The sequence below is a fragment of the Pseudomonas sp. NPDC087614 genome, assembly GCF_044743485.1.
Classification (GTDB): Bacteria; Pseudomonadota; Gammaproteobacteria; order Pseudomonadales; family Pseudomonadaceae; genus Aquipseudomonas; species Aquipseudomonas baetica_A.
Genome location: NZ_JBIUWN010000054.1, coordinates 17,410 through 41,480 on the forward strand (window position 1 = coordinate 17,410; position 24,071 = coordinate 41,480).

At 57.2% G+C, this 24,071-nt stretch carries 23 protein-coding genes and 1 pseudogene; 16 read left to right on the top strand and 8 right to left on the bottom strand.

What is annotated here, in order from left to right:
• Nucleotides 1-29 precede the first annotated feature (29 nt).
• Genes ACIOWA_RS19235 through ACIOWA_RS19245 form a run of 3 tightly spaced genes read left to right on the top strand, consistent with a single transcriptional unit; the run spans nt 30 to nt 3,672 of the window.
• Complete coding sequence (locus tag ACIOWA_RS19235) at nt 30-1,838, top strand: ATP-binding protein (RefSeq protein WP_339431543.1); 1,809 nt, start codon at nt 30-32, stop codon at nt 1,836-1,838.
• Complete coding sequence (locus tag ACIOWA_RS19240) at nt 1,835-3,220, top strand: sigma-54-dependent transcriptional regulator (protein WP_401161389.1); 1,386 nt, start codon at nt 1,835-1,837, stop codon at nt 3,218-3,220. The genes ACIOWA_RS19235 and ACIOWA_RS19240 overlap by 4 nt, the downstream gene beginning before the upstream one ends.
• The gene (locus ACIOWA_RS19245) at nt 3,217-3,672 is read left to right on the top strand and encodes a thioesterase domain-containing protein (RefSeq protein WP_401161391.1); all 456 of its coding nucleotides are present in this window, start codon (nt 3,217-3,219) and stop codon (nt 3,670-3,672) included. The genes ACIOWA_RS19240 and ACIOWA_RS19245 overlap by 4 nt, the downstream gene beginning before the upstream one ends.
• A 63-nt stretch (nt 3,673-3,735) precedes the next feature.
• Here ACIOWA_RS19245 and cysQ read toward each other — a convergent pair whose 3' ends face one another.
• Both cysQ and nudE read right to left on the bottom strand, forming a co-directional pair.
• Nucleotides 3,736-4,563: a 3'(2'),5'-bisphosphate nucleotidase CysQ gene (gene cysQ / locus ACIOWA_RS19250; RefSeq protein WP_339431663.1), complete on the bottom strand. Its 828-nt coding sequence runs from the start codon at nt 4,561-4,563 to the stop codon at nt 3,736-3,738.
• Nucleotides 4,564-4,574: 11 nt separating this feature from the next.
• Nucleotides 4,575-5,141 carry an ADP compounds hydrolase NudE gene (gene nudE / locus ACIOWA_RS19255; protein WP_339431546.1) on the bottom strand — a complete coding sequence of 189 codons (567 nt, stop codon included), beginning with the start codon at nt 5,139-5,141 and terminating at the stop codon, nt 4,575-4,577.
• An 88-nt stretch (nt 5,142-5,229) separates the two neighbouring features.
• Between nudE and yrfG the strand changes: the two genes are divergently transcribed.
• Nucleotides 5,230-5,892, top strand: coding sequence for a GMP/IMP nucleotidase (gene yrfG / locus ACIOWA_RS19260; protein ID WP_339463965.1), 663 nt, complete (start codon nt 5,230-5,232; stop codon nt 5,890-5,892).
• A 94-nt stretch (nt 5,893-5,986) separates the two neighbouring features.
• Here the strand turns inward: yrfG and lysM are convergent, their stop codons facing one another.
• Nucleotides 5,987-6,436, bottom strand: coding sequence for a peptidoglycan-binding protein LysM (gene lysM / locus ACIOWA_RS19265; RefSeq protein ID WP_401161394.1), 450 nt, complete (start codon nt 6,434-6,436; stop codon nt 5,987-5,989).
• Between the two features lie 143 nt (nt 6,437-6,579).
• On the opposite strand from lysM, the gene ACIOWA_RS19270 reads away from it, so the two are divergent.
• The 4 genes from ACIOWA_RS19270 (at nt 6,580) to ACIOWA_RS19285 (ending at nt 11,544) form a co-directional block, all read left to right on the top strand.
• Nucleotides 6,580-7,467: a LysR family transcriptional regulator gene (locus ACIOWA_RS19270; RefSeq protein WP_339538135.1), complete on the top strand. Its 888-nt coding sequence runs from the start codon at nt 6,580-6,582 to the stop codon at nt 7,465-7,467.
• Nucleotides 7,468-7,559: 92 nt separating this feature from the next.
• A complete protein-coding gene (fdhD, locus tag ACIOWA_RS19275) occupies nt 7,560-8,399 on the top strand; it encodes a formate dehydrogenase accessory sulfurtransferase FdhD (protein WP_339431550.1) in 840 nt (279 codons plus the stop codon).
• Complete coding sequence (locus ACIOWA_RS19280; RefSeq protein ID WP_401161396.1) at nt 8,396-10,744, top strand: FdhF/YdeP family oxidoreductase; 2,349 nt, start codon at nt 8,396-8,398, stop codon at nt 10,742-10,744. The genes fdhD and ACIOWA_RS19280 overlap by 4 nt, the downstream gene beginning before the upstream one ends.
• Before the next feature lie 317 nt (nt 10,745-11,061).
• Complete coding sequence (locus ACIOWA_RS19285; protein WP_339431552.1) at nt 11,062-11,544, top strand: glycine zipper domain-containing protein; 483 nt, start codon at nt 11,062-11,064, stop codon at nt 11,542-11,544.
• 55 nt (nt 11,545-11,599) lie between these two features.
• Here the strand turns inward: ACIOWA_RS19285 and ACIOWA_RS19290 are convergent, their stop codons facing one another.
• From ACIOWA_RS19290 to ACIOWA_RS19305, 4 genes are all read right to left on the bottom strand, one after another.
• The gene (locus tag ACIOWA_RS19290; protein ID WP_339431553.1) at nt 11,600-12,019 is read right to left on the bottom strand and encodes a thioesterase family protein; all 420 of its coding nucleotides are present in this window, start codon (nt 12,017-12,019) and stop codon (nt 11,600-11,602) included.
• 104 nt (nt 12,020-12,123) lie between these two features.
• On the bottom strand, nt 12,124-13,347 hold the full coding sequence (locus ACIOWA_RS19295; RefSeq protein WP_401161399.1) for a 3-hydroxyacyl-CoA dehydrogenase NAD-binding domain-containing protein: 1,224 nt from the start codon (nt 13,345-13,347) through the stop codon (nt 12,124-12,126).
• Between the two features lie 142 nt (nt 13,348-13,489).
• Nucleotides 13,490-15,424 carry an ATP-dependent DNA helicase RecQ gene (locus ACIOWA_RS19300; RefSeq protein WP_401161401.1) on the bottom strand — a complete coding sequence of 645 codons (1,935 nt, stop codon included), beginning with the start codon at nt 15,422-15,424 and terminating at the stop codon, nt 13,490-13,492.
• Nucleotides 15,425-15,586: 162 nt separating this feature from the next.
• Nucleotides 15,587-16,090, bottom strand: coding sequence for a polysaccharide deacetylase (locus ACIOWA_RS19305; RefSeq protein ID WP_339431556.1), 504 nt, complete (start codon nt 16,088-16,090; stop codon nt 15,587-15,589).
• A gap of 293 nt (nt 16,091-16,383) precedes the next feature.
• Here ACIOWA_RS19305 and ACIOWA_RS19310 point away from each other — a divergent pair, with 293 nt between their 5' ends.
• The 8 genes from ACIOWA_RS19310 (at nt 16,384) to ACIOWA_RS19345 (ending at nt 23,539) form a co-directional block, all read left to right on the top strand.
• Nucleotides 16,384-16,671, top strand: coding sequence for a hypothetical protein (locus tag ACIOWA_RS19310; RefSeq protein WP_339431557.1), 288 nt, complete (start codon nt 16,384-16,386; stop codon nt 16,669-16,671).
• Between the two features lie 96 nt (nt 16,672-16,767).
• Entirely contained in the window at nt 16,768-17,895 is a 1,128-nt protein-coding gene (locus ACIOWA_RS19315; protein WP_401161403.1) for a hypothetical protein, read from the top strand.
• Between the two features lie 356 nt (nt 17,896-18,251).
• Nucleotides 18,252-18,551 (top strand): hypothetical protein, encoded by a 300-nt coding sequence (locus ACIOWA_RS19320; protein ID WP_339431559.1) that lies wholly within the window; start codon nt 18,252-18,254, stop codon nt 18,549-18,551.
• 310 nt (nt 18,552-18,861) lie between these two features.
• A complete protein-coding gene (locus tag ACIOWA_RS19325; protein WP_401161411.1) occupies nt 18,862-19,356 on the top strand; it encodes a helix-turn-helix domain-containing protein in 495 nt (164 codons plus the stop codon).
• Nucleotides 19,353-20,612: a type II toxin-antitoxin system HipA family toxin gene (locus tag ACIOWA_RS19330; protein ID WP_401161405.1), complete on the top strand. Its 1,260-nt coding sequence runs from the start codon at nt 19,353-19,355 to the stop codon at nt 20,610-20,612. The genes ACIOWA_RS19325 and ACIOWA_RS19330 overlap by 4 nt, the downstream gene beginning before the upstream one ends.
• Nucleotides 20,613-20,935: 323 nt before the next feature.
• Nucleotides 20,936-21,397 carry an AAA family ATPase gene (locus tag ACIOWA_RS19335; RefSeq protein ID WP_401161407.1) on the top strand — a complete coding sequence of 154 codons (462 nt, stop codon included), beginning with the start codon at nt 20,936-20,938 and terminating at the stop codon, nt 21,395-21,397.
• Nucleotides 21,398-21,407: 10 nt separating this feature from the next.
• Nucleotides 21,408-22,340: a hypothetical protein gene (locus ACIOWA_RS19340; protein ID WP_401161409.1), complete on the top strand. Its 933-nt coding sequence runs from the start codon at nt 21,408-21,410 to the stop codon at nt 22,338-22,340.
• On the top strand, nt 22,337-23,539 hold the full coding sequence (locus ACIOWA_RS19345) for an AAA family ATPase (RefSeq protein WP_401161413.1): 1,203 nt from the start codon (nt 22,337-22,339) through the stop codon (nt 23,537-23,539). Before ACIOWA_RS19340 ends, ACIOWA_RS19345 begins: the two co-directional genes overlap by 4 nt.
• Before the next feature lie 70 nt (nt 23,540-23,609).
• Here ACIOWA_RS19345 and ACIOWA_RS19350 read toward each other — a convergent pair.
• Nucleotides 23,610-24,071 (bottom strand): annotated as a pseudogene (locus ACIOWA_RS19350) (phosphoenolpyruvate carboxykinase (ATP)); the annotation flags it as partial.

Sequence of the window (24,071 nt, forward strand, 5' to 3'; positions counted from 1 at the left end):
GCGCCTGTTCACTCAGGCGCATCCGGCTTATGAAACCCTCTCTCCCTCGCAGACCCCGCTGGCGCAGCCTCGCCCTTCTGGCCCTGTGCCTGGCGCCACTGCTGTGGCCGCTGGAGCATCTGGCTGAGCGCTATTACCGCAGCGAACTGGCCGGCCAGAACCGCCAGACCCTCGACCTGTACGTCGCCAACCTGTTGGGCACCCTGCACCGCTATGAAGTGTTGCCGCAGATCCTCGGCCAACTGCCGGCCCTGCGCGCTGTGCTCGGGGCGCCAGACGATGGGGTGACCCAAGGCAACGCCAACCGCCTGTTGAAAAACATCAGTGCGCAGACCGGTGCCGAAGTCATGTACCTGATGGACACAACCGGGAAGACGCTGGCCGCGTCGAACTGGGACAAGCACGACAGCTTTGTCGGCCGTAATTTTTCCTTCCGCCCCTATTTCAGCGAAGCCATGGCCGGACGTCTCGGGCGCTTCTTCGGTCTGGGCACCACATCGGCCAAGCGCGGCTACTTTTTCGCCGCCGCCGTGCACGATGGCGAGAGAATCCTGGGGGTGCTGGTGATCAAGGTCGATCTCGATCACACCGAAAGCCTGTGGGGCAAAACCCCGGAACAATTGCTGGTGACCGACCACAACGGCGTGGTCATCCTCACGTCGCGCCCGCAATGGCGCTTCCGCTCGACCCGCGCGTTGAGCGACGCCGAACGTGCCGCCATCAGCGCGATCCAGCCCTACCCGACCCGAGAACCGCGCCCGCTTAACCTCAGCCCCACCGCCTGGCTGACCCAGACTCACGACATCGCCGAAACCGGCTGGAGCGTCAGCATCCTCGCCCCGCGCACCCTGATCGACCGCCCGGTGCGCACGGTGGTGGCCATTGGCGGCGCCACGCTGTTGGTGTTGATGCTGTTGCTCGGTCTGATGATGCAGCGCCGTCGCCACTATCTTGAGCGCATCGCGTTTGAAGCCAAGGCGCGGCGAGAACTGGAAGGTCGCGTCGCCGAACGCACCAGCGATCTGGAAGGCCTCAACCGTCGTTTGAAGCAGGAAGTGCTGGAGCGGGAAACGGCCCAGCAGGAGCTGGTACGTGCCCAGGACGATCTGGTCCAGGCCGGCAAACTGTCGGCGCTGGGCACCATGTCGGCGAGCATCAGTCACGAACTCAACCAACCCCTGGCGGCCATTCGCAGCTACGCCGAAAACGCCGAAGTGCTGCTTGATCATCAACGCACCGACGACGCACGCGGCAATCTCAAACTGATCAGCGAGCTGACCGGGCGCATGGCCTCGATCATCGCCCACTTGCGTGCCTTCGCCCGTCGCGACCGCCATGCGCCGGAAAGCGTGGCCCTGCAACCGGCGCTGGACGATGCGCTGGCCTTGCTGGCCAAACGTCGGCGCAGCATGGAGGTTGAGCTGATCCGCGACCTGCCCGCCGCCACGCTGTGGGTCGAGGCCGGGGAAACGCGCTTGCGTCAGGTGCTCGGCAACCTGTTGGCCAACGCCCTCGACGCGCTCACCGAAAAAGGCCCGCCACGCAAATTGTGGCTGAGTGCCGAATCCACCCCCGAGGGCGTCAATCTGTACATTCGCGACAACGGCCCGGGGTTCTGCATGGAAGCCCTCGGCCGCGCCAGTGAGCCCTTCTACACCACCAAGACCCGCACTCAGGGCCTGGGGCTGGGCTTGGCGATCTGTGAAACCCTGATGCGCGCCTTCGGTGGAGAACTGTCGTTCGCCAACCACAAGCAAGGTGGCGCCTTGATAACCCTGCGCCTGCGCGCCGGCGCGCCCGGGGTCAGCCTGCAACCGTCCGAGGATCGAAGTGCATGAGCATCGACAATCGCATTCAGGTGGTGTTGATCGACGACGATCCGCACCTGCGTCAGGCCCTTGGCCAGACGCTGGATCTGGCGGGGCTGAAAATCCTGCCGCTGTCCGAAGCCAAAGGTTTGGCCGCACAACTGGAGCGCGACTGGCCGGGCGTTGTCGTCAGCGACATTCGTATGCCCGGCATGGATGGTCTGGAATTGTTGAGCGAGTTGCACGCCCAGGACCCGGAATTGCCCGTGCTGCTGATCACCGGCCACGGCGACGTGCCTCTGGCGGTGCAAGCGATGCGCGCCGGCGCGTATGACTTCCTCGAAAAACCCTTCGCCAGCGACGCCCTGCTCGACAGCGTGCGCCGCGCCTTGGCCCTGCGCCGACTGGTGCTGGACAACCGCAGCCTGCGTCTGGCCCTCAGCGACCGCAACGAGTTGAGCGCGCGTCTGGTCGGCCACTCAAAACCGATGCTGCGCTTGCGTGAACAGATCGGGGCATTGGCAGCGACCAAGGCTGACGTGTTGATCCTCGGCGAAACCGGCGCCGGCAAAGAAGTCGTCGCCCGCGCGCTGCACGATTTGTCGAGCCGCCGTAACGGCCCGTTCGTGGCGATCAACGCCGGGGCATTGGCCGAGTCCGTGGTGGAAAGTGAACTGTTCGGCCACGAACCCGGCGCCTTCACCGGCGCGCAAAAACGCCGGATCGGCAAGTTCGAATTCGCCAACGGCGGCACGCTGTTCCTTGATGAAATCGAAAGCATGAGCATGGACGTGCAGGTCAAACTGCTGCGCATGTTGCAGGAGCGCGTGGTCGAGCGCCTGGGTGGCAACCAACTGATCCCGCTGGACATCCGCGTCATCGCCGCGACCAAGGAAGACCTGCGTCAGGCCGCTGATCAGGGGCGTTTCCGCGCCGACTTGTATTACCGCCTCAACGTCGCGCCGCTGCGCATCCCACCGCTGCGCGAGCGTGGCGAAGATGCTCTGGTGCTGTTCCAGCACTACGCCGATGAAGCCAGCACTCGCCACGGTTTGCCTCCTCACGAACTGCAACCGGCACACCGCGCCTTGCTGCTGCGCCACACGTGGCCCGGCAACGTGCGTGAACTGCAGAACGCCGCCGAGCGGTTCGCTCTCGGTCTTGAATTGGCACTGGATGACACCGGCGTCGAGGGCGGCGGCACGACCGTGGAAGTCATCAGCGGAGGACTCAGCGAGCAAGTGGAAAACTTCGAGAAATCGTTGATCGCCGCCGAACTGGCGCGCTCCCACAGCTCGGTACGCAGCCTTGCCGAAGCCCTCGGCGTTCCCCGCAAGACCTTGCACGACAAACTGCGCAAACACGGCTTGAGTTTTGCCGACAGTGGCGCCCAAGGAGACGAAACCGAATGAACCGTGACAGCCGCTATCTGCAATCGGTCCTGCATCACGACATTCCCCTGACCCAAGCGATGGGCCTCAAAGTGCTCGACTGGCAGGCGCAGCAGTTGCGCCTGCACTTGCCGCTGGACGCCAACGTCAACCACAAGAGCACCATGTTCGGCGGCAGCCTCTACTGCGGCGCGGTGTTGGCCGGCTGGGGCTGGTTGCATTTGCGGCTGAAGGAAGAAGGGATCGAAGACGGGCACATCGTCATTCAGGAAGGGCAGATCAGTTATCCGCTGCCAGTGACGGGGGATGCCACGGCGATCTGCCTGGCGCCGGATGCGGCGGTGTGGAAGAGGTTTGTGGCGATGTATCAGCGTTATGGCCGGGCGCGATTGACCTTGAATACGCGGATCGTCAATGCCGGCAGTGATGAGGATGCGGTGACATTCAGCGGGCAGTACGTCCTGCACCGCTAACCCGCAGGAACTCATCACGCGGTTGCGGCGAGGGAGGACTCGCCACAACGGTTCGTTCACCGCTCAGGAACGAGCGAGCTCCAGCAATTTGGAACGCCACGCGGCCTTCGCCGGCAGGGCCAGAAACGACGTATTGAGCAGCGATTCGCGCGCCGGGTAACAGAACGCCTCACCCTGCAAGTCCAGCACCTCACCGCCCGCGCCTTCGAGCACGCCTTGCGCCGCCGCCGTGTCCCATTGCGAAGTCGGCGCCAGGCGCGGATAGCAATCCGCCGCGCCTTCGGCCAACAGGCAGAACTTCAGCGAACTGCCGATATTGGCCAATTGCAGCTCACCCAGACTGGCGCTCAACCCGGCCAGCAAGCGTTCCTGCTCGGGACTCGAATGCCTGCGGCTGGCCACCACCGTGAACGCCTCACCCGGTCCCGGCACATCACGCACCTGAATCGAAACCGGCGTACCGCCCTTGTCACAACGCCAGGCACCGAGCCCGGCACCGCCGACATAGAAACGACCGTTGGTTGGCATCGACACCACGCCAAACACCACCCGACCGTTGTCGATCAGCGCAATGTTGACGGTAAATTCTTCACTGCCGCTGATGAACTCTTTGGTGCCATCGAGCGGGTCCACCAGCCACCAGCGCTGCCACCCGGCGCGTACGCCTTGCGCGATGTCGGCGTCCTCTTCGGACAATACCGGGATGCTTGGATCGAGCGCCTTCAGCCCGGCGACAATCAGGTGGTGTGCGGCCAGGTCGGCCGCCGTAACCGGCGAATCATCCGACTTGGCGGTGACTTCAACACCTGATCGCCAAAACGGCAAAATCGCCTCACCGGCCTGCAATGCCAACTCGACCACCGGCGCCATCAACGGATGGGGAAAATTCATCGACACTTCACTCATGATTGAAAGGATCCACGCTGGGTCAGCAGGTCACGGGTCAGATACAGCGCGGCCAACGCGCGGCCTTCGGAAAACTGCGGATTCATTGCCAATGCCGACAACTCGCGCAGATTGACCTTGTCGACCCGCATCAGCTCGGGCTCGTCGCCCTCAAGCCGCTCCTCGTACAGATCAGTGGCCAGCACCACTTGAATCTTCTGGCTCATGTAACCGGGCGACAGCGACAACTCGGTCAGATGTTCCAGTTGCCGCGCGCCAAAACCGGCCTCTTCCTTAAGCTCACGCTCAGCCGCCGCCAGCACATCTTCGCCCGGCTCGATCAAACCTTTGGGCAAGGACAATTCGTATTCATCAGTACCGCCGCAATACTCCTCGACCAACACCGCGTGTTCGGCGTCGAGCATGGCCACGATCATCACCGCGCCGTAACCCGCGCCCTTGCCGACCAGCCGCTCATAAGTGCGCTCCACGCCATTGGAAAAACGCAACTTCAATTCTTCGACGCAAAACAGGCGACTGGTGGCGACGATCTCGCGGGCGAGTACGGTGGGTTTCTGGCGCATGCAAAGCTCCTTGGCGTGAACGCGCTACTATAACGCGGCTTTCCCGATTGTTTACGTCGGATATCTTTCTACCGCTCGAGACGTTGCCATGCCTTCTTTACCGTGGTCTGACATCGATACCGTTCTGCTGGACATGGACGGCACGTTGCTGGATCTGCACTTCGACAACCATTTCTGGCTGGAACACCTGCCCCAGCGCTACGCCGAACTGCACGGCGTGAGCCGCGCCATGGCCGAGATGGAGTTGCAGCCGCTGTTCGAGCGACATGCCGGCCAATTGCAGTGGTATTGCCTGGATTTCTGGAGTGCCGAGCTGAAACTGTCAGTGCGTGAACTGAAACAGGAAACCGCGCACTTGATCGCCCTGCGCCCGGATGCCGATACCTTTCTGGCGGCAATAAAGCAGGCGGGAAAACGGGTGATCATGATCACCAACGCGCACCGCGATTCGTTGTCACTGAAACTGGAACGGGTCGAACTGGCGCCGTACTTCGAGCGACTGATCAGCTCGCACGATTACGGTTACCCCAAGGAGAATCCGCAGTTCTGGGACGCCTTGCAGGCCGATATCGGCTTTGATCCGGCGCGCAGCCTGTTTATCGACGACACCTTGCCGATCCTGCGCAGTGCGCGTGATTTCGGCGTGACACATTTACTGGCGGTGAAGGAACCAGACAGCCGCAAGGGGCCTAAGGACACCGCTGAGTTTGCGGCGGTCGAGGACTACCGCGATTTGCTTGCAGGGCTTTAGAGCGAGTCGCCTGCTTCGCGAGTTCAAGCCCGCTGCCACATTGGAATACGTTCCTCTGTGGGCGCGGGCTTGCTCGCGAAAGCGGCCTTGAGTCTTACTCGGGAATACGCAGCACCTGCCCCGGATAGATCTTGTCCGGGTGTGTGAGCTGAGGCTTGTTCGCCTCGAAAATCTTGTTGTACTTGTTGGCATCGCCGTACTCACGCTTGGAAATCGCGCTCAGCGTGTCACCCTTCTTGACGGTGACAAATTTCGCGGCGGTTGCAACACCACCGGTCACGGTGATCTGGTCGTCTACGCCACTGACACCGACAACGTTGCCCAGTGCGAGCAGGATTTTTTCTTTTTCTTCCTGGCTGGCCGCTTCACCCGTGGCAATGACTTTCTCGCCTTCAACCTTGACCTGAATCTTCGACGTGTCGATTCCCGTCAGCGCGTCCTGCACATGCTTGGTCAGCGCCTCGCCATTGGCTTGGGCCTTGTCCGGCGTGAGCGCATCAAGGATTTTTTCACCGGCATCTTTCAAAAAGCTGAATAGGCTCATCGTGTTTCACTCCATGGAATAAAAGGGGTCAGACGTCAAAGCCTAGACCACCTTCGCCAAATACGGTTCCACGCCGACCAATGACCCACCCCAGCCACAAGCGTTAGAATCGTCCACCCCTGCCAACACCCTTCGGAGCGAAGATGGACATCAAGCAACTGAAATTCCTCATCGCCCTCGACGAAACCCGCCACTTCGGCCAGGCCGCCGCGCGTTGCCACATCACCCAGCCGACCCTGTCGATGCGTCTGCGCAGCCTTGAAGAAGAACTCGATTTGCCGCTGGTCAACCGGGGGCAACGCTTCGAAGGCTTCACCGCGCCGGGGGAGCGCGTGCTGGCGTGGGCGCGCACGGTGCTGGCGGCTTATGACGGCTTGCAGGCGGAAGCGGCGGCCTGTCGCGGCAACCTCATCGGTACGTTGCGTTTAGGCATCGTGCCGCTGTCGAGCTTCGATCCACTGCCGCTGATACAGCGTTTGCACAGTGCGCACCCGAACCTGCGTTTCGAAATGTCGGCGTTGAGTTCCGAGCAGATCCTCGAACAGTTGGCGAACAACCGTATCGACCTTGGCGTGTCCTATCTCGATCGTCTGGATAATGAGCGTTTCGACTCCCTGGCCTTCAGCGAAACCCACATGGGCCTGCTCTACGATCAGCGCTCCTTCACCTTCGGCGAAGCGCCGTTGAGTTGGGAGGCGTTGATCGAACTGCCGTTGGGGATGCTCACCAGCGGCATGCATTTCCGCCAGTCCATCGACCACAACTTCCACAGTCGGAACCTGACCCCACAGCCGTTGTTGCAAACCGACGCCGTGCATCAATTGTTACAAGCGGTGCACGGCGGGTTTTGCTGCGCGATCATGCCGCTCGACGCCGGCCTGGAAAAACTCACCGACCACCTGCGCCTGCAACCGATCGAAAGCGCCCAGACCCTCGCCCCGCTGGGCCTGATCATGCGACGCGGCGCCCCGCGATCGGCGCTGGCAGAAGCCTGTTTCGCGCTGTATCAGAAATCACCAGTTACCTCTTGATCGACGTCATCTATCGGTAGATCGAAAGTAGCGATTAGACGCGACATCTTGCCGCGCCTAGTCTTAGCGTTGATCAATCCGTTGGTGATGCCATGAACGCCAAGCGCCCAGCCTGCGCGGCGCCTGCACTCGAAACGCCCGCGCCCGCAGCCAGCCAGACCTACAGCTACAGCGATCTGCCCCTACAGGAATCGGCCAGCACCGCGCTGGCCGAGGAAGTGGCGTTGGCGATTGCCTACAACGGCATCAGTCAGGCAGTCATGCTGGTGACGCCGACCGACCTTGAGGACTTCATCGTCGGTTTCAGCCTCGGCAGCGGCATCATCGAAGACGCCAACGACATTTATGACCTGCAACTGACCGGCGCTGGTTCTGCGCAATATGCACAGGTGACCATCGCCAACCGCGCCTTCTGGAACCTCAAGCAACAGCGGCGCCAGTTGGCCGGCACCAGTGGTTGCGGCCTGTGCGGCGTCGAAGCGGTGGAACAGGCGCTGCCTGACCTGAAGGTGTTGCCCGGCGCACCGTTGCCGCCGAGTGCATGGCTCGACGGTCTGCGCCAGCGCATCGGCGCGTTCCAGCCGCTGGGTCAGCACTGCGGTGCGGTGCATGCGGCGGTGTTCATGAATGCCAGCGGCGAGCTGCTGCTCGGTCGCGAAGACATCGGCCGGCACAACGCCCTCGACAAACTGATCGGCGGGCTGATCCGCCAGCAGATATCCACAGAAGGCGGGCTGGCGATTGTCACCAGCCGTTGCAGCCTCGAATTGATCCAGAAAGTGTTGCGCGCCGGCATCCAGACCCTGGTCAGCCTGTCCGCCCCCACGGGCCTTGCCGTGCAATGGGCCCGTCGGCACAACCTCAATCTCATCCACCTGCCGCACAAAAGTGCGCCGCGGGTGTATAGCCCCGCGATGGAGAATCAAGCGTGAGCCAACATCATCAAGCCGACCAGAAACCTGTCCCGCGCTACAAGCCCTATAAAGGCGCTGCCGGCGGCTGGGGTGCCCTGATCAGTGTGGCTCAGGCCTGGTTGACCAGCGACAACGCGCTGAAAAACCTGCGCATGATGCTCAAGACCAACCAGAACGGCGGCTTCGACTGCCCGGGTTGCGCCTGGGGTGATTCGCCGGAAAGCGGCATGGTCAAGTTCTGCGAGAACGGCGCCAAAGCGGTGAACTGGGAAGCGACCAAGCGTCGCGTGGATGCCAAGTTCTTCGCCAAACACAGCGTGACTTCTCTGCTGGAACAGAGCGATTACTGGCTTGAGTATCAGGGCCGCCTGACCGAGCCGATGGTCTACGACGCCCAGACCGATCGCTACAAACCGATCAGTTGGGACGACGCCTACGCGCTCATCGCCAAACACCTGCAAAATCTGCCAAGCCCGGATCTGGCCGAGTTCTACACCTCGGGTCGTGCGAGTAACGAAGCCGCCTACTTGTATCAGTTGTTCGTGCGCGCCTTCGGTACCAACAATTTCCCTGACTGTTCGAACATGTGCCACGAAGCCAGCGGCGTGGCGTTGGCGCAAAGTGTCGGCGTCGGCAAAGGCACCGTGACCTTCGATGACTTCGAACACGCCGACGCGATTTTCGTCTGGGGCCAGAACCCCGGCACCAACCATCCACGAATGCTCGAACCCCTGCGTGAAGCGGTGAAACGCGGCGCGCAAGTGGTGTGCATCAACCCGCTGAAAGAGCGCGGTCTGGAACGTTTCCAACACCCGCAGCACCCGATCGAAATGCTCACCAACGGCGACAAGCCGACCAACACCGCGTACTTGCGTCCGGCCTTGGGCGGTGACATGGCGGTGCTGCGCGGCATGGCCAAGTTCCTGCTGCAATGGGAGCGCGACGCGCAGAAGGCTGGCGCGCCTGCGGTGTTCGATCACGACTTCCTCAATGCACACAGCGCCAACGTGCTGGAATACCTGGGCGTTGTCGACGACACGCCGTGGGAGCAGATCGTCGAGCAGTCCGGCCTGACCCTGGTCGAGATCGAGCAAGCGGCGCGCATGTACGCCAAAGGCAAGAACGTGATCATGTGCTGGGCGATGGGCATCACCCAGCATCGTCATTCGGTGCCGACCATCCAGGAAATCGCCAACCTGATGCTGCTGCGCGGCAACATCGGCAAGCCCGGTGCAGGCCTGTGCCCGGTGCGCGGTCACAGTAACGTGCAGGGCGACCGCACGATGGGCATCAACGAGCGCCCGCCCGTGGCGTTCCTCGACTCCCTTGAGCGGCGTTTCCAGTTCAAGGTGCCGCGTGAAAACGGCCACAACGTGGTCGAGGCGATCCATGCCATGGCCGAAGGTCGCGCCAAGGTCTTTATCGGTCTGGGCGGCAACTTCGCCCAAGCCACACCGGACAGCCCGCGCACGTTCGCGGCGCTGAGCAATTGCGACCTGACCGTGCAGATCAGCACCAAACTCAACCGCAGCCATTTGGCCCACGGTAAAGACGCGCTGATCCTGCCGTGCCTGGGCCGCACCGACATCGACATCCAGACCGAAGGCCCACAAGCCGTCACCGTGGAAGACTCGTTCAGCATGGTTCACGCCTCCAACGGCCAATTGCAGCCGCTGTCGAACCAGATGCGTTCGGAACCGTCGATCATCGCCGGCATCGCTGCCGCCACGCTGGGCAGCAAACCGGTGGACTGGAACTGGCTGGTGGCCGATTACGGGCGCATTCGCGAGCTGATCGCCGACACCATCCCGAACTTCAAAGACTTCAATGAGAAGATCAAAAACCCTGGCGGCTTCTACCTCGGTAACAGCGCCGGTGCACGTAAGTGGAGCACCCCGTCGGGCCGCGCCAACTTCCGCGCCAACATGCTGCCCAAGGATCTGGTCCACGAACGCACCCGCGCCACCGGGCAACTGCCGGATCTGATCCTGCAGTCGATGCGTTCCCACGATCAGTACAACACCACGATTTATGGTCTCGACGACCGTTATCGCGGGGTGAAAGGCCAGCGCGACGTGCTGTTCGTCAATGAAGCCGACATCATTCGCCTGGGCTTCCGGCCAGGGCAGAAGGCCGACATCGTTTCGATCTGGGACGATGGTCGTGAGCGTCGGGTGAAGGGCTTTACGCTCCTGGCGTTTGATATTCCGGCCGGCCAGGCCGCCGCGTATTATCCGGAAGTGAATCCGCTGGTGCCGCTGGAAAGCACTGGGGATGGCAGCCATACGCCGACGTCGAAGTTCATTGCGATTCGCCTGGAAGCGGCGAGCGAGACCAGGTTGATCATGGCCAAGTCGGCTTGATACGGCGTCTGTTCCGGCCTCTTCGCGAGCAAGCCCATATTGGAATGCACTCCAATGCGCGGGCTTGCTTGCGAAGGCGTCGGTTCAGTCAATGCATTTCTTAAGCTCAAACACTTTTCCAGCGCCCACAAAAAAGGCCGCTTTTTCACAAAAGCGGCCAGTCCGAAGTAGCTAAAGACCGGCGAAAATCGGTTAAGTTCCGCATAAAAAACAGTAACTTGCACAATTGCATACAAGTCGTGTTATTCGTCGGATTTCGATTGTCACGCTTGTTACAGAGCCTCAGGATCGCGCCGTCATCCCTTTGAGGCTCACCTATGAAGTTCTCCTCGATTCTCTTGTTGTCCCTTGGCCTGGTCAGTGGCTTCGCGTCTGCTGGCGGCACCACCGAAGCAGGTGTGGGCGGCGCATTGGGCGGGGTTCTTGGCTCGGTCGTCGGTCAGTCGTTAGGCGGCAATACAGGTTCCACCATTGGCGCGGCCCTGGGCGGCGCGGGTGGTAGCGCCGTTGGCGCAAACAAACACAGCCGTGGCGAAGCGGCCATCGGTGGTGCGCTGGGCGCAGCCGGCGGTAACGTGGTTGGCCGCAGCGTGGGCGGCTCCACCGGCAGCTTGATTGGCGCCGCGGCGGGTGGCGGTGCCGGTGGCGCGCTGGGCAACTACATGGGCAACAAAAGCAATGACGATGATCGTCGTTATGATCGCGGTCGTGACGACCGTCGCTACTACCGCGACGACCGCCGTGGTCGCGGCCATGCCTACGGTCATCGCAAACATCACAAGTACTATCGTCACCACTAAGGCGAATGCTTGAACAAAAATCGCAGCCCTGGGGCTGCGATTTTTTTTGCGTTTTTCACACCACCAGGCTTTCCAGTGCCCCGCGCAACCCGGCAGGAATCGGCACGGGCTGATTGCTTGCCCGATCAACAAACACATGCACGAAACGCCCGGCCGCACACGCCTCGCTTTCACCGACCTTGAACACTGCCAATTCGTATTGCACCGAACTGTTGCCCAGTTTGCCCACCCGCAGACCGATCTCGATCAAGTCCGGGAAAGCGATGGAAGCGAAGTAATCACACGCCGAACTGACCACAAAGCCCACCACCTCACCGTCATGGATATCCAGCCCACCGACCTGAATCAGGTAAGTGTTCACGGCAGTGTCGAAGAAGCTGTAATAGGTGACGTTGTTGACGTGGCCGTAGGCGTCGTTGTCGTGCCAGCGCGTGGTGATGGGCTGGAAATGCCGGTAGTCGGTGCGTTGGTTCATGCGCAGTTCTCGTCTTGATCGACCTCACACTGACAGCGAGGACGAGCACTATACCTGTGGGAGCGGGCTTGCCCGCGAAGGCGCCAGCACTGGCGCCCCATCACTCAACGGTCAGCAAACCCCTTCCCCTGCGCTGCCAACTCACCGATCAACCGCGCCGGTTTCCACTGATCGCCCTGCCGTGTCTCCAGCGCCAGCAAGCGCTGATGAATATCCGCCAGCCCTTGCTGATCCGCCCAGGCCATCGGCCCGCCCTTGTCCGCCGGGAAGCCATAGCCGTTCAGATAGACCAGATCAATGTCATGCGCCGACTCGGCAATGCCTTCCTGCAAAATCTTCGCCCCTTCGTTGACCAACGCGAGCAAACACCGCTCAAGGATCTCTTGCGGGCCAATCTCACGGCGCTGGAAACCCAATGCGTCACTGACCCGCAACACCAGCGCATCGACCTCGGGATCATGCTCAGCCTGACGACTGCCCGGCTCGTAATGGTAATAACCGTTGCCGGATTTCTGACCAAACCGGCCCATCTCGCACAAGCGGTTGTCCACCTGAACTTCTGGAGCCTCCTGGCCCTTGCCGGCCAACTCACGCGCACGCCACTCCAGATCGATGCCGACCACGTCGTACATGCGAAACGGCCCCATGGCAAAACCAAAGCCCTGCAAGGCTGCGTCGACCTGCTGTGGGTAAGCCCCTTCCAGCAGCATCTTGCGTGCTTCAAGCACATACGGATGGAGCATGCGATTGCCGATAAAACCGTGGCAGTTGCCCGATACCACACTGACCTTGCCCATGCGCTCGCCCAGCGCCAGCGCGGCGTGCACCACGGCCGGTGATGTCTTCGCGCCACGGACGATTTCAAGCAGTTTCATGATGTGCGCCGGGCTGAAGAAATGAAGGCCCAGAACTTGCTCAGGGCGTCGGGTGGCGGCAGCAATCGCATCGATATCCAGCGCCGACGTATTACTCGCCAGCAGCGCCTCGGGCTTGAGCAGGCCATCGAGTTCGCGAAAGATCTTCTGCTTGAGTTCAAGGTTTTCGTACACCGCTTCGATCACCAGATCGACATTGCGGATTGCCGCGTAATCCGCCGCCGCACTGACCCGGGCGAGCCGCGCATCTGCCTCAGCCTGATCAATGCGCCCCTGACGCACGTTGTGTGCATAAGTGTCGGCCACCGTGGCGAGCGCCTGCTCAAGCATCTGTGGATTGTTGTCGACCCACTGCACCGTCACCCCAGCGTTGGCCAGGCACATGACAATGCCGCGCCCCATGGTCCCCGCACCGATCACGGCAGCCTGCTGAATATCGAATGTCTGGCTCATGTTGTTCTCTTGTTGGCGATCCATAGACGGGTCTCACCATAGTCAGCCCGCGACGGTTTTTGAAGTTTATTCCCGTGATGATCGACATTCAGCGGATGGATGCAGCCGCGCAAAGACTGTGCACTCTCCCACGGGGCGGGGCTTAATCGAGCAGGTGATTGTCAGCCCAATGGCGGACTTCAGCGTAGGGATACGCCTCCAACGCCGCATACCCGGAAATCGTCCGCGCCTTGAGCTTGGTGAACAGCGGCACACTGATCCCGCACAGAAACCGCGTCAGCCGTTCCGCCGTCGGCGCATGGCCCGTGTGCTGCTCATGCTTGTGGATAAAATCACCGCACAGTGCCGCAAAACTTTTATCCACAAGCGCAGGCAATTCCGGTGGCGCCGGCAACCGGGCAATGTGCCCATGGCACACCGAACAATGCCCGCAGCGCTCCGGGGCATTGTGATCGCCGAAGTACTCGGCCAGGCGATACCCCAGGCAACGATCGGTGGCGAACACATCCAGCATGGTGTGAATCCGCGCGACTTCGGTTTGCTCGTGGCGAGTGAAGTCATCGTGCAGTTCTGCGCTCAGAACATCGCTGTCGACGTCGCTGTGCAACAAGCTGTAGACCTCGGTCATCTGCTTGCTCTCAAGCTCGATCCAGGCCTTTTCCTGGAAGTAATCCAGCGCCTTCACCACCCGATTACGCTCGGCCGAATACTGCGTATACATCGCCTCGAAATCCACCGTAGCCCAGGTGCGCGCCCGGCTTGAGGTGTGGATGATCGCCGCGACGAAATCCCGGCGCTCGCCCTCGAAACGCTCAAGCAACGCCTCGGGTTCCAGCAAATATTTGAAACGGTATTCGGCGTAATAGGCGTAACGCGGTGCGATCAAGCCACGCAACTCCAATTGCACCAGCAAAGTCTTCAGGGGCAACGCCCGGATGTTGCTGTGATCGGCCAATGGCCCGAGCAGAAACTCCCACTGCCCTTGCGGTGCCGAAGCTTTCAATTCATCGAGTACATAACGAATGCCTTCGCGTTCCGGCGTGTCGCCGTAGACGAAGTTTTCCAGGACATTGAGGCTGTCGCGATTGGCCAGCACCAGACAGTCCGAAGGCTGCCCGTCACGTCCGGCGCGGCCGATTTCCTGGCTGTAGTTTTCGATGGATTTGGGCAGGTCGAAGTGCACCACATTGCGGATGTCGCTTTTGTCGATACCCATACCGAAGGCGATGGTCGCGACGATGCAATTGGACTGCCCGGCCATGAAGCGTTTCTGGATGCCCTCGCGCTGATCGTGGGGCAGACCGGCGTGATAGGCCTCGGCCTGAATACCGTTGCGCTCGAGGTGTTCGGCGATGTGTTCGGCGGTTTTCTGCAAAGTCACATAGACGATGCTCGGCTGGCCCGGACGCTCGGCCATCCACTCCACCAGACGCCGGCGCTTGTCCTGCCCGCGCACCGGTTCCACCAGCAAATTGAGATTGGGCCGGTAGAAACCGGTGGTCACCACATCGTCAGCGGCAATGGCAAATTTTGCCTGCATGTCGGCGATGACTTTCGGCGTGGCGGTGGCCGTCAGCAGCAAGGCTTGCGGGATGTTGAACTGGCGCTGGTAGTCCGGGAGTTTGAGGTAGTCGGGGCGAAAGTTGTGGCCCCACTCCGAGATGCAATGCGCCTCATCCACCACCAGCAAAGAGATCGGCACCTGCTGCAGGAAATTGCGGAAGCGCTCGTTTTTCAGACGCTCGACCGAAATCATCAGAATCTTCAACTCACCCGAACGGGCGCGGGCCATCACGTCACTGGCATCGTCTCGACTCTGCGCAGAATCGATGCTCCCCGCCGAAATTCCGTGGCGTTGCAGGAACGCCAATTGATCCTGCATCAGCGCCAGCAACGGCGAAACCACCAGGGTCAGATTCGGCAGCATCAGCGCCGGTAGTTGATAGCAGAGGGACTTGCCGGATCCGGTGGGAAAGATCGCCGCCGCCGAGCGCCCGGCCAGCACCGCGCTGATGGCGGCCTCTTGTCCGGGTCGAAACTGTGGATAACCAAAAACCTGTTCCAGGGTGTTGTGCATTCGCTGTCACTCCTTTGACCGCTGCCATGCCAACAGCCTAGCGGGCGATCGCAGCGAGTCGAGAAAAGGTCGGGGCCAAATCGATACGCAATGATACAGCGAAAGGCGCGGACAACTCAGGGCCCGCGAGACGGCCTGCCAAAGCCATACAACATCCAGAACTCAGGGCCGCAACACCGCCACGCGCAACTGCTCGTTCAGCATTTGCTCATGCACATCCAGGCTCTTGCTCGCCCACAGCGCATGAGCCGGGCTGATGTCTGCGGTGAACGCCGCCGCCAGTTGGCGCAGATCGGAGATGCTACGCACCTGTGGACAAAAGGGTTGCCCGTCACAGTCCTGACTGGCGTTGCGATAGGTGCTCAGCAAACGATCCCAGAGATCATTGCGCACTTGCCTGATCGACTTGAGCTGCACTTGCGGCACGCCCAGCCGTTGCTTCAAACCCGACTCGTCCAGCGCTTCGCTGGCGAGCAAGGCTTTGGCGAACATCAGCACTTCGGCGCGAGAGGCCGTGTCGACATTCGCCTGGTTGGTAAGCGCGCCTGGCCAACCGGTTCGATCCAGATGATCCAGTACCAGCGCATTGCCAATATCGGCTGCCAACGTCAAACGGTAGCCAATAGCCCACAGCAATATGATCGAGGCCATTCGTAGCCACTGCATACCTAATTCCCTTTAAGCGCGTATCAGAAGTTTGGAAACGTCCCACAGATTCTGGCGCGCACAATACAGATGTTTACCCAGAAGCGCCTGATAAAGCCGTGGGAAATTTCCTGTCTAAGGGTTTTGCCTTAAAAAGGTCATGAAAAACTGTAGGGCGAATACCCGCCCCCCCGGAAAACCCCCTACAAACGCTGTCCATCCTGGCCGTCTTGTCCCGCTGCGCAGCACCCTCCTATAGTGGCCGGCGCGACTGAACCTCGCCGTAGCGACTTCTCAAAGGACAGACTTCATCCATGAACTCACTGCATCCACCCATCAACCGCTATCGCCGCTTGAAAACTGTCTACAGCGACAATCCGGTACTGGTTATCGACACTGACGCCAGCCATGAAGACTTGCTGAATGCCGCTCAACAAAGACTGTGCGCCGCCAACAATCTGCTGGAAACGCTTTACTGCATGTGTTTTCAACAAGCGGATGTCAAAGACATCCCCAACATCGTCAATGCGCTTTACTTATTGACTCAGGATGGTTGCGAACTGCTGGAAGTGGCGAAGTTCAAAGCGAATAATAAAAACTGAAAAACAATACGCAACAAACTTGGCAACAACCCATTGCTTCACCACAAAAAACAACCGCACTAGATTGATTGCTCTTCCATTAACAGAGCAACAAACATGACGACTTTAACTGTCTTTTTTTGCGGTACCGGCTCCACCAGATTTGATACGAACAACCCGAACTACTGGAACGGCGAACTGGTTTCCACACTGGCTTCGCATCACAGCGGCCGGGAGTTTGCCGAATGGGTCATCGTCGACGGCCCGGGCACCAGCAATTTGCAGACCGATGAACTGTTTACCGAATCCGGCGATTACGCCCTGAGCGGTACGCTGTTCGGAAAAGGTTGGGAGGAGAATGTCCAACATGCCGTGAACATTATCAAAGGCCAGTGCGACTGGCAGCGTGAACAACTGACCGAAGCAGAATACAACCGACTGAAAGCTGCCGGTATTCCCATCGAAGACGTAAAAATAGAAGGCTCGTGGATGTGGCGAAAATATAACTACGGAAAGCGAAGCGTTACTCAGCAAAAGTTACAGGAACAAATCATCAAGACGTTCCGTAAGGATGGCGTCATTCCCACTCAAGTCAACCTGGTGGGATGGAGTCGTGGCGGCGTCAGTTGCCACATGTTGGCCAACGCCTTGTACGCCGACGACGCGCTGAAGAATATTCCGGTCAGGATCTTCGCCATTGACCCGGTTCCGGGTATCGGCAACTTTCAGGAACACCGGGTGAAACTCAACGCCAACGTCAAAGAATACGTCGGCTTTTATGCCCGGAACGAGCGCTCCAAAGGCTTCAGTTGCGTCATCCCGCAAACCGCCACCGGCACCAGAACCAGCGTTTTCCCAATGCCCGGCCGCCACGCCACACTGGTGGGCAACGCCGCCGTTGACGGCGACAGAGGCCCTAACGTGCTGGCCGAACCCGGCCTGATCGTCCGCCACTTCGCCGAAGTGTGCCTGCAGCGCTGGGGCACGCCGCTGAGCAAAACCCTGAACCTGAGTGACGCTGACCTGCGCCAGCACACCGACGCCATCGTGAGGGCCGCCGCGAAATACCAGGCCATGGAAAAGTGTTCGTACACCTACTTCACCGAACTGGATCAAGACGAACGGTGTGTGTCGCTGGGCAGCAAAGGTGTGCCGTTTTCAGCGGTGAAAGGTTCGATTTACACACCCGAAACCGGGCTGACGACCAGTGTGCTGGATACGGCGGCGTACAAGAATCTTGGTTGACGGTGAACCGACGAAAAAACCTACAACAATCTCCTATCTGATCTTCGTACCGATCCTACAGGTCTGGACTCCGTTGCCGCCTATCGGCGCCTGGTAGTTCAAACCTATAGTCGTGACTGTCGCTGCCAAATCAGCGGTTCGGGCTTGGTCACCCGTATGAGTTGTGCACTCGCACTCGTTGTATGCTGCTGGCGCTTTTTGTGTCGGCACGCTTTATGGCGGCTGAGTTCGGGACGCCTTCGGGCGTGCCGGTTGTGAGTGCCTCACCGGTTGACCAACCCGAACGCAGTCCGCCACCTATCCCTTGTGGTCACGGTGGGTGCGAATTCTCATGACATATTTCGAGGCCAAAAATAATGAAAACATGGAACCCGCTCACCCCTGATCGCTACCGCCCACTCGAATCCAACCTCACCGACACCAAGCCCCTGATCATCGACGCTGCAGCCAACCCGCAAGACATCCTCGAATGCGCCGTCCAGCGCCTGCGCGCCTCCAGCGACCTGCTTAAAACCCTCTACTGCCTCAGCTTCAAACAAGCCGACGTCGAAGACATCCCCCACATCACCCACGCCCTCTATCTGCTGACGCAGGATGGCTGTGACCTGCTGCAAGTCGCGCAGCAGCAAATGCTCAACTGGAAAGCGCCAGTCTGAAATTGAGGATCGAACCGCTCTTATGAACTCTGTGAGAGCTATCAAAAACTGTTATCAAACATCGGAGTAACCATGAGCAAATTCTTTGATGAGCTGACGGAAAGCATTATCGAAAAGTACTGGCAAAAACCGGGATGACCCGAGGAAGCGCTAACGTTTAAGTGGAAATATTCTAGCTATACGGACTAAAAACAGATGGAATAATGCCACTTAACTTCGTTTTTTCAGGGGTCTTACGGCAAACAGCGTCCTTCAGCTTAAGTGCTATTATTCTGGCAGTTAAGGTTTAAAAATGAAGGAATACTGCCATATGGCCAAAAAAACAGCGCCGCTCTTGCCCTCCACTGCTCGGCTTTTGGTCGACCTTGGTGAACGACTGAAGCTGGCGCGCCTACGCCGCAAATTGACGGCCAAGCAGGTCGCAGAAAGATCAGGCATGTCGCTGACAACCTTGCGCCATCTGGAGTCAGGAGGATCAGGCGTCACCATCGGGGCCTACCTGTCGGTCATGCAAGTGCTGGGGCTGGAAAAGGATATGAACAAACTGGCTGCAACCGATGAAATGGGTCGCCAATTGCAGGATGCGCAGTTAATGCCTTCAACACGATCCGCAGCCAAAAAGCCCCAGCGAGTACGAGCAGTCAGCGCGGTAAAAAAGGGCTCACCTGAACACGTCGGGACTTCAAACGTTATCGATGCCGCCACTACCACGAAAGTTCCGGCTGACTTCCCATTCAATACACACTCACTCTCCAGCCTTTTGAACAAGAAGAAAAAGGCCGACCCCCCAACAGGTGAAGAATGACGCTGATTGCTGTTTATGCAGACTGGGAATCCTTGAAAGGCGCCAGACGCTTCGGATTTCTGCATGCAAGGAAAACACGCAACACCAACGTGTTCGAATTTGAGTACGACCCGAAAGCGCTGGCAGATCCTGAGCTGAATCTCACAGCGCTAGATCCACGAATCGGACTTTTCGAAGGCCGCCAATTCCCCGGCCAACATCAGAGCCGCTTTGGCGTCTTTGCAGACTCAAGCCCTGATCGTTGGGGCCAACTGCTTATGAAACGCCGCTTGGAAAGGGACATTCGTGACGGCTTGATCCCCAAAGACAGCAAGCTGTTCGAATCCGACTACCTGCTTGGCGTGCACGACCTGTTCCGTGTCGGCGCCCTTCGCTACAAACTCAATGACGAAGGCAACTTCCTCGACGACCGCGACGGCATTGCTGCTCCACCCTTTGTCGAGCTGCGCGCGTTAGAGCAGGCAAGTCTCGCCCTGGAAAACGACAGGGACAACACAGCCAGCGAGGGCCGCGAATGGCTAAGAATGCTCATCGCACCGGGCGGCTCACTGGGCGGCGCCAGACCGAAAGCCAGCGTCGTCGACGAGTTCGGCCAACTGTGGATCGCCAAATTCCCAAGTACGAGAGATGACCACGATGTTGGTGGTTGGGAATTTGTAGTAAACGCTTTGGCGGTCAACTGTGGTCTACGTGTTGCGACCGGCATGGCCCGACGCTACGCAAGCGATCACCACTGCTTCCTGGTGAAGCGTTTCGACCGAACCGCGCGCGGCGGCCGACATCACTTCGCATCAGCCATGACCATGACCAACCGCGTCGACGGCGACGACGCCTCAACCGGCGCCAGCTATCTAGAGTTGGCGGAAGTAATCATGGAACACGGCTCGGAACCCAACACCGACCTCCGTGAACTCTGGTCGAGAATCGTCTTCAACATCCTGGTCTCCAACACCGATGATCACCTGCGAAACCATGGTTTTATTCTGGATCCTGGCCGAGGGTGGCGCTTGTCGGCAGCGTATGACATGAATCCCGTGGCGCATGCGGATGGGTTGAAGCTCAACATCACTGATTCTGACAATGCTTTGGATTTGGAGCTGGCGAGGGAAGTGGCGGAGTATTTTCGGGTTAGCGGGAGCGAAGCCGAGCAACTCATTGAAAATTACAAAGAAATAGTCAGTCAATGGCAGACGGTCGCTGGGGCACTAGGGCTGTCGAAGCGTGAACAGGACAGCATGGCACCCGCGTTCTGGTAATTAATAAAATCTAAGGTTCACCTATCGCTCTCCGAATATTCTGCACCGACGAGTGTCCGAATTTTTTCTCCTGCCAAACTACCCCCTGCGCAATTTAGACTCTACGGGATCTCCGACGAAGGTCGGAGGCCTTTTTGCTATCCAAATACTAGCAATATGACGCTTCTCCGCTAGTCTCGTAAAGAGTGGCAAATACGCGATCGGATTAATGAAAATAAAAATAACCGTATGAAAATTTAATTACCGCAAGACGCATTAGCAACGCCTTATACGTAACAAATAAGTCATGTACGACGATAAAAACAAAAAACAGGAGCAAAAAAATGACTGCTATAGCAAAGATAGTTGAGTGGGCTAATAAAACTGGTCGACCGATTTGGTGGAAACACACAGTTAGACTGCTTATAGAAAAACAAGAGCTTACAGGAGCAAATCAAGAATTAATTTATAAATTGGCTCGAAGAGAATCTGGCTTTCCAGAGTCGATCGAAGATTATGAAAATTATAATTCAAGCATCTCGGCAGAAGGTTTTGAAATAGAGGAAAAGCCAGTAACATTAAGCTCAATTGGACCTACAGAAAACATCTCAGCCTTGGAAAACACCCAAGTTTTAAAGTTCTCAAACATAGGGTTAACCGTTATCTATGGGGATAATGGTTCAGGCAAATCAAGCTACTCTAGGATCTTGAAAAATGCATGTTTGACTCGAGGTGAAAAACCCGCCGTCATAGGAAATGCTTTTACACCCTCAAAACTTAATTCAAAATGCAAAAATTTCGTTTAACGAAGGTGGATTGGCTTTTAATGACATTAACTGGACATACAAAGGCGACGAAATAACAGCTCTAAAATCAATTCGCGTATTCGATTCAAAGTCAGCATTTCACTATATAGAAAAAGAAGGGGAGTTAGACTACCGACCTGCAGGCCTTCACATACTAGACGAACTGGTTGACATGTGTAACAAAATACGAACTACAGTCGACGAAAAAATAAAACCTCTTAAAAACCCTATAGTAGTTCCTGCAGCTGAACTCTCTACAAAAGCAGGTAAATTCATAAATTCGCTTTCTGCAAAAACTTCCTCTAGCGAACTTGCTTCATCTTGCATAACTGAGCAAGAACTGCTTGACTTAAACAACATTCAAACAGAGCTTAGAACTCTTAAATCACAATCCGCTGAAGAACTTAAAAAAAACCTAATAAAAATAGTCAACTCTGCCAACCCCCTACTAAACACTTTAAAAAAAGCAAACACATTAATCTCTGAGGAGAGTTTCGCAGGCTTCGCGAAGTTTATCGAAAACCAACAAGAAACCTACGACGCATCAGAAAAACTTAGAACTAGTACGTTCGCAAACCTTCCGATTCAGAAAATTGGAAATGAGGTGTGGAAGACCTTATGGACATCGGCTAAAGCCTTTGTGATGGATGTGTCACCTGTCGGAGGTTTTCCACCGAAGGCTGGTGAGAGTTGCCCACTATGCTTACAGCCTATCGGTGATGAAGCAGGCAAAAGGCTGGATAAATTTGAAACCTATATTAAGGACGAAATACAAAAAACAGCAAATAGCGCGAAAACAGCAAAAGATCAGCGAAAAAAAGAATTAGAAACAACAGCTTTCGACCTATCAATATTTGAACAAATAATTATAGACCTTGAAAACAGAATAGTAGGATTTCGAGAAAAATATCGACCTACAACTCAAGCTACTCATCAAGAATAAAAACACTACTAGACGAAGATATCGACATTATAAGGACTAAAGCTAGTGATCTTGATGAAAGCATCGTAGCCACGCTTGAAAATCAACTAAACGAAATCAACAAAGAAGTAGCCAGCTTAGTAGATGAACAAAATATGGCTCTGCTAATCACTTCTAAAGAAACCACCGAAAAAGAATTAATTGCCAAAAAACTCGTAACAGATAACAAAGCTACAATTGAACTCGAAATAAAACGCAGAAAGACACTTGAGATTTACGAGAAGATAAGAGAACAAACCACTACGAGAAAAATCACGACCTTAAGCTCAGAAATTAGTGAAGTCTACTTAACTGCTTCACTGAAGAGCCACTTTACGGATGAGCTACGCCTCCTTGGATTCAAACACTACTCTGTTGAAGCAAATACGAGAAACGCCACTGGATCCCAACTATTTAAAATAGTACTCCCAGAGTCTACAACAGCTAGCGTCCATCAAATTGCTAGTGAAGGAGAACAAAAATGCCTTGCTCTCGCTAGCATTTTTGCAGAGCTGCGGGCAGACAACAGGGCATCGGGCGTAATTTTCGACGACCCCGTAAACTCTTTAGATCATAAGTGGCGTTTAAAAATCGCCAATCGACTCATGAAAGAGTCTCTCGTGAGGCAAGTCATAATATTTACCCACGAAATCGTGTTCCTCAAGTTTTTAATTGAGGCCGCAGAATCTGACCCTAGTTACACACTTCAAATTACCAGTCTAGACAGAAACATGACTTCGACTGGGATTGTTAGAAACTCCCCACCATGGGATGCACTCACCACGGCAAAAAGAATTAAATATCTTAACGTGCTTTATGGTGAGCTAAAAAAATCAGAAGCTAATGATACAGAGTCTGAATACAACAAACTCGCCGGGCAATTCTACGGCTTCTTAAGAGAGGCTTGGGAAAGACTAGTAGAGGAAAAACTGCTAAACAAAGTGGTAGAGCGATTTGGCCGAGGAGTACAAACGCAACGCCTAAATAAACTGAAAGATATTTGCGACGAGGATTTGGACAAAATAAGCAATGCGATGGCTAAGTGTAGCGGATTATTTAAGGGGCATGACTGCGCACCAGGTGTATATGAATCAATGCCAGCAGCAAATGAAATACTCGAAGACATCAATCTCATTAAAGATTTTGAGCAGGAGTTAACCAATATCAGAAAGAGAAATTAGTATAACTTTTTAAAACTCACAAAAAAGCCGCCCCTAAAGGGCGGCTTCTTCATTCACCACAAACCAACGCTTACAACTTAGGCCCAGCAGCCTTGATCGCGTCGCTCACTTCGAACTTCTTGAAGTTCTCGATGAACAGACCGGCCAGCGCCTTGGCAGCCTCGTCGTACGCAGCCTGGTCAGCCCAGGTGTTGCGTGGGTTGAGCAGGTTGGTTTCAACGCCCGGTACAGCCAATGGCACGTCGAGGTTGATGGTGTCCAGGTGCTCGGTGGTGGCGCCGATCAGTGCGCCGCTCTGGATAGCGGCGATCACTGCACGGGTGGTCGGGATGTTGAAGCGTTTGCCGACGCCGTAGCCACCGCCGGTCCAGCCGGTGTTGACCAGGTAGACCTTGGAGCCGAAGCCGCGGATGCGCTTGATCAGCAGCTCTGCGTATTCGCCGGCCGGGCGCGGGAAGAACGGTGCGCAGAATCAGGTGTAGAAGGTAGACTAGATGCCGCTGCCAGAACCCATATCAGACGAGCCCACAAG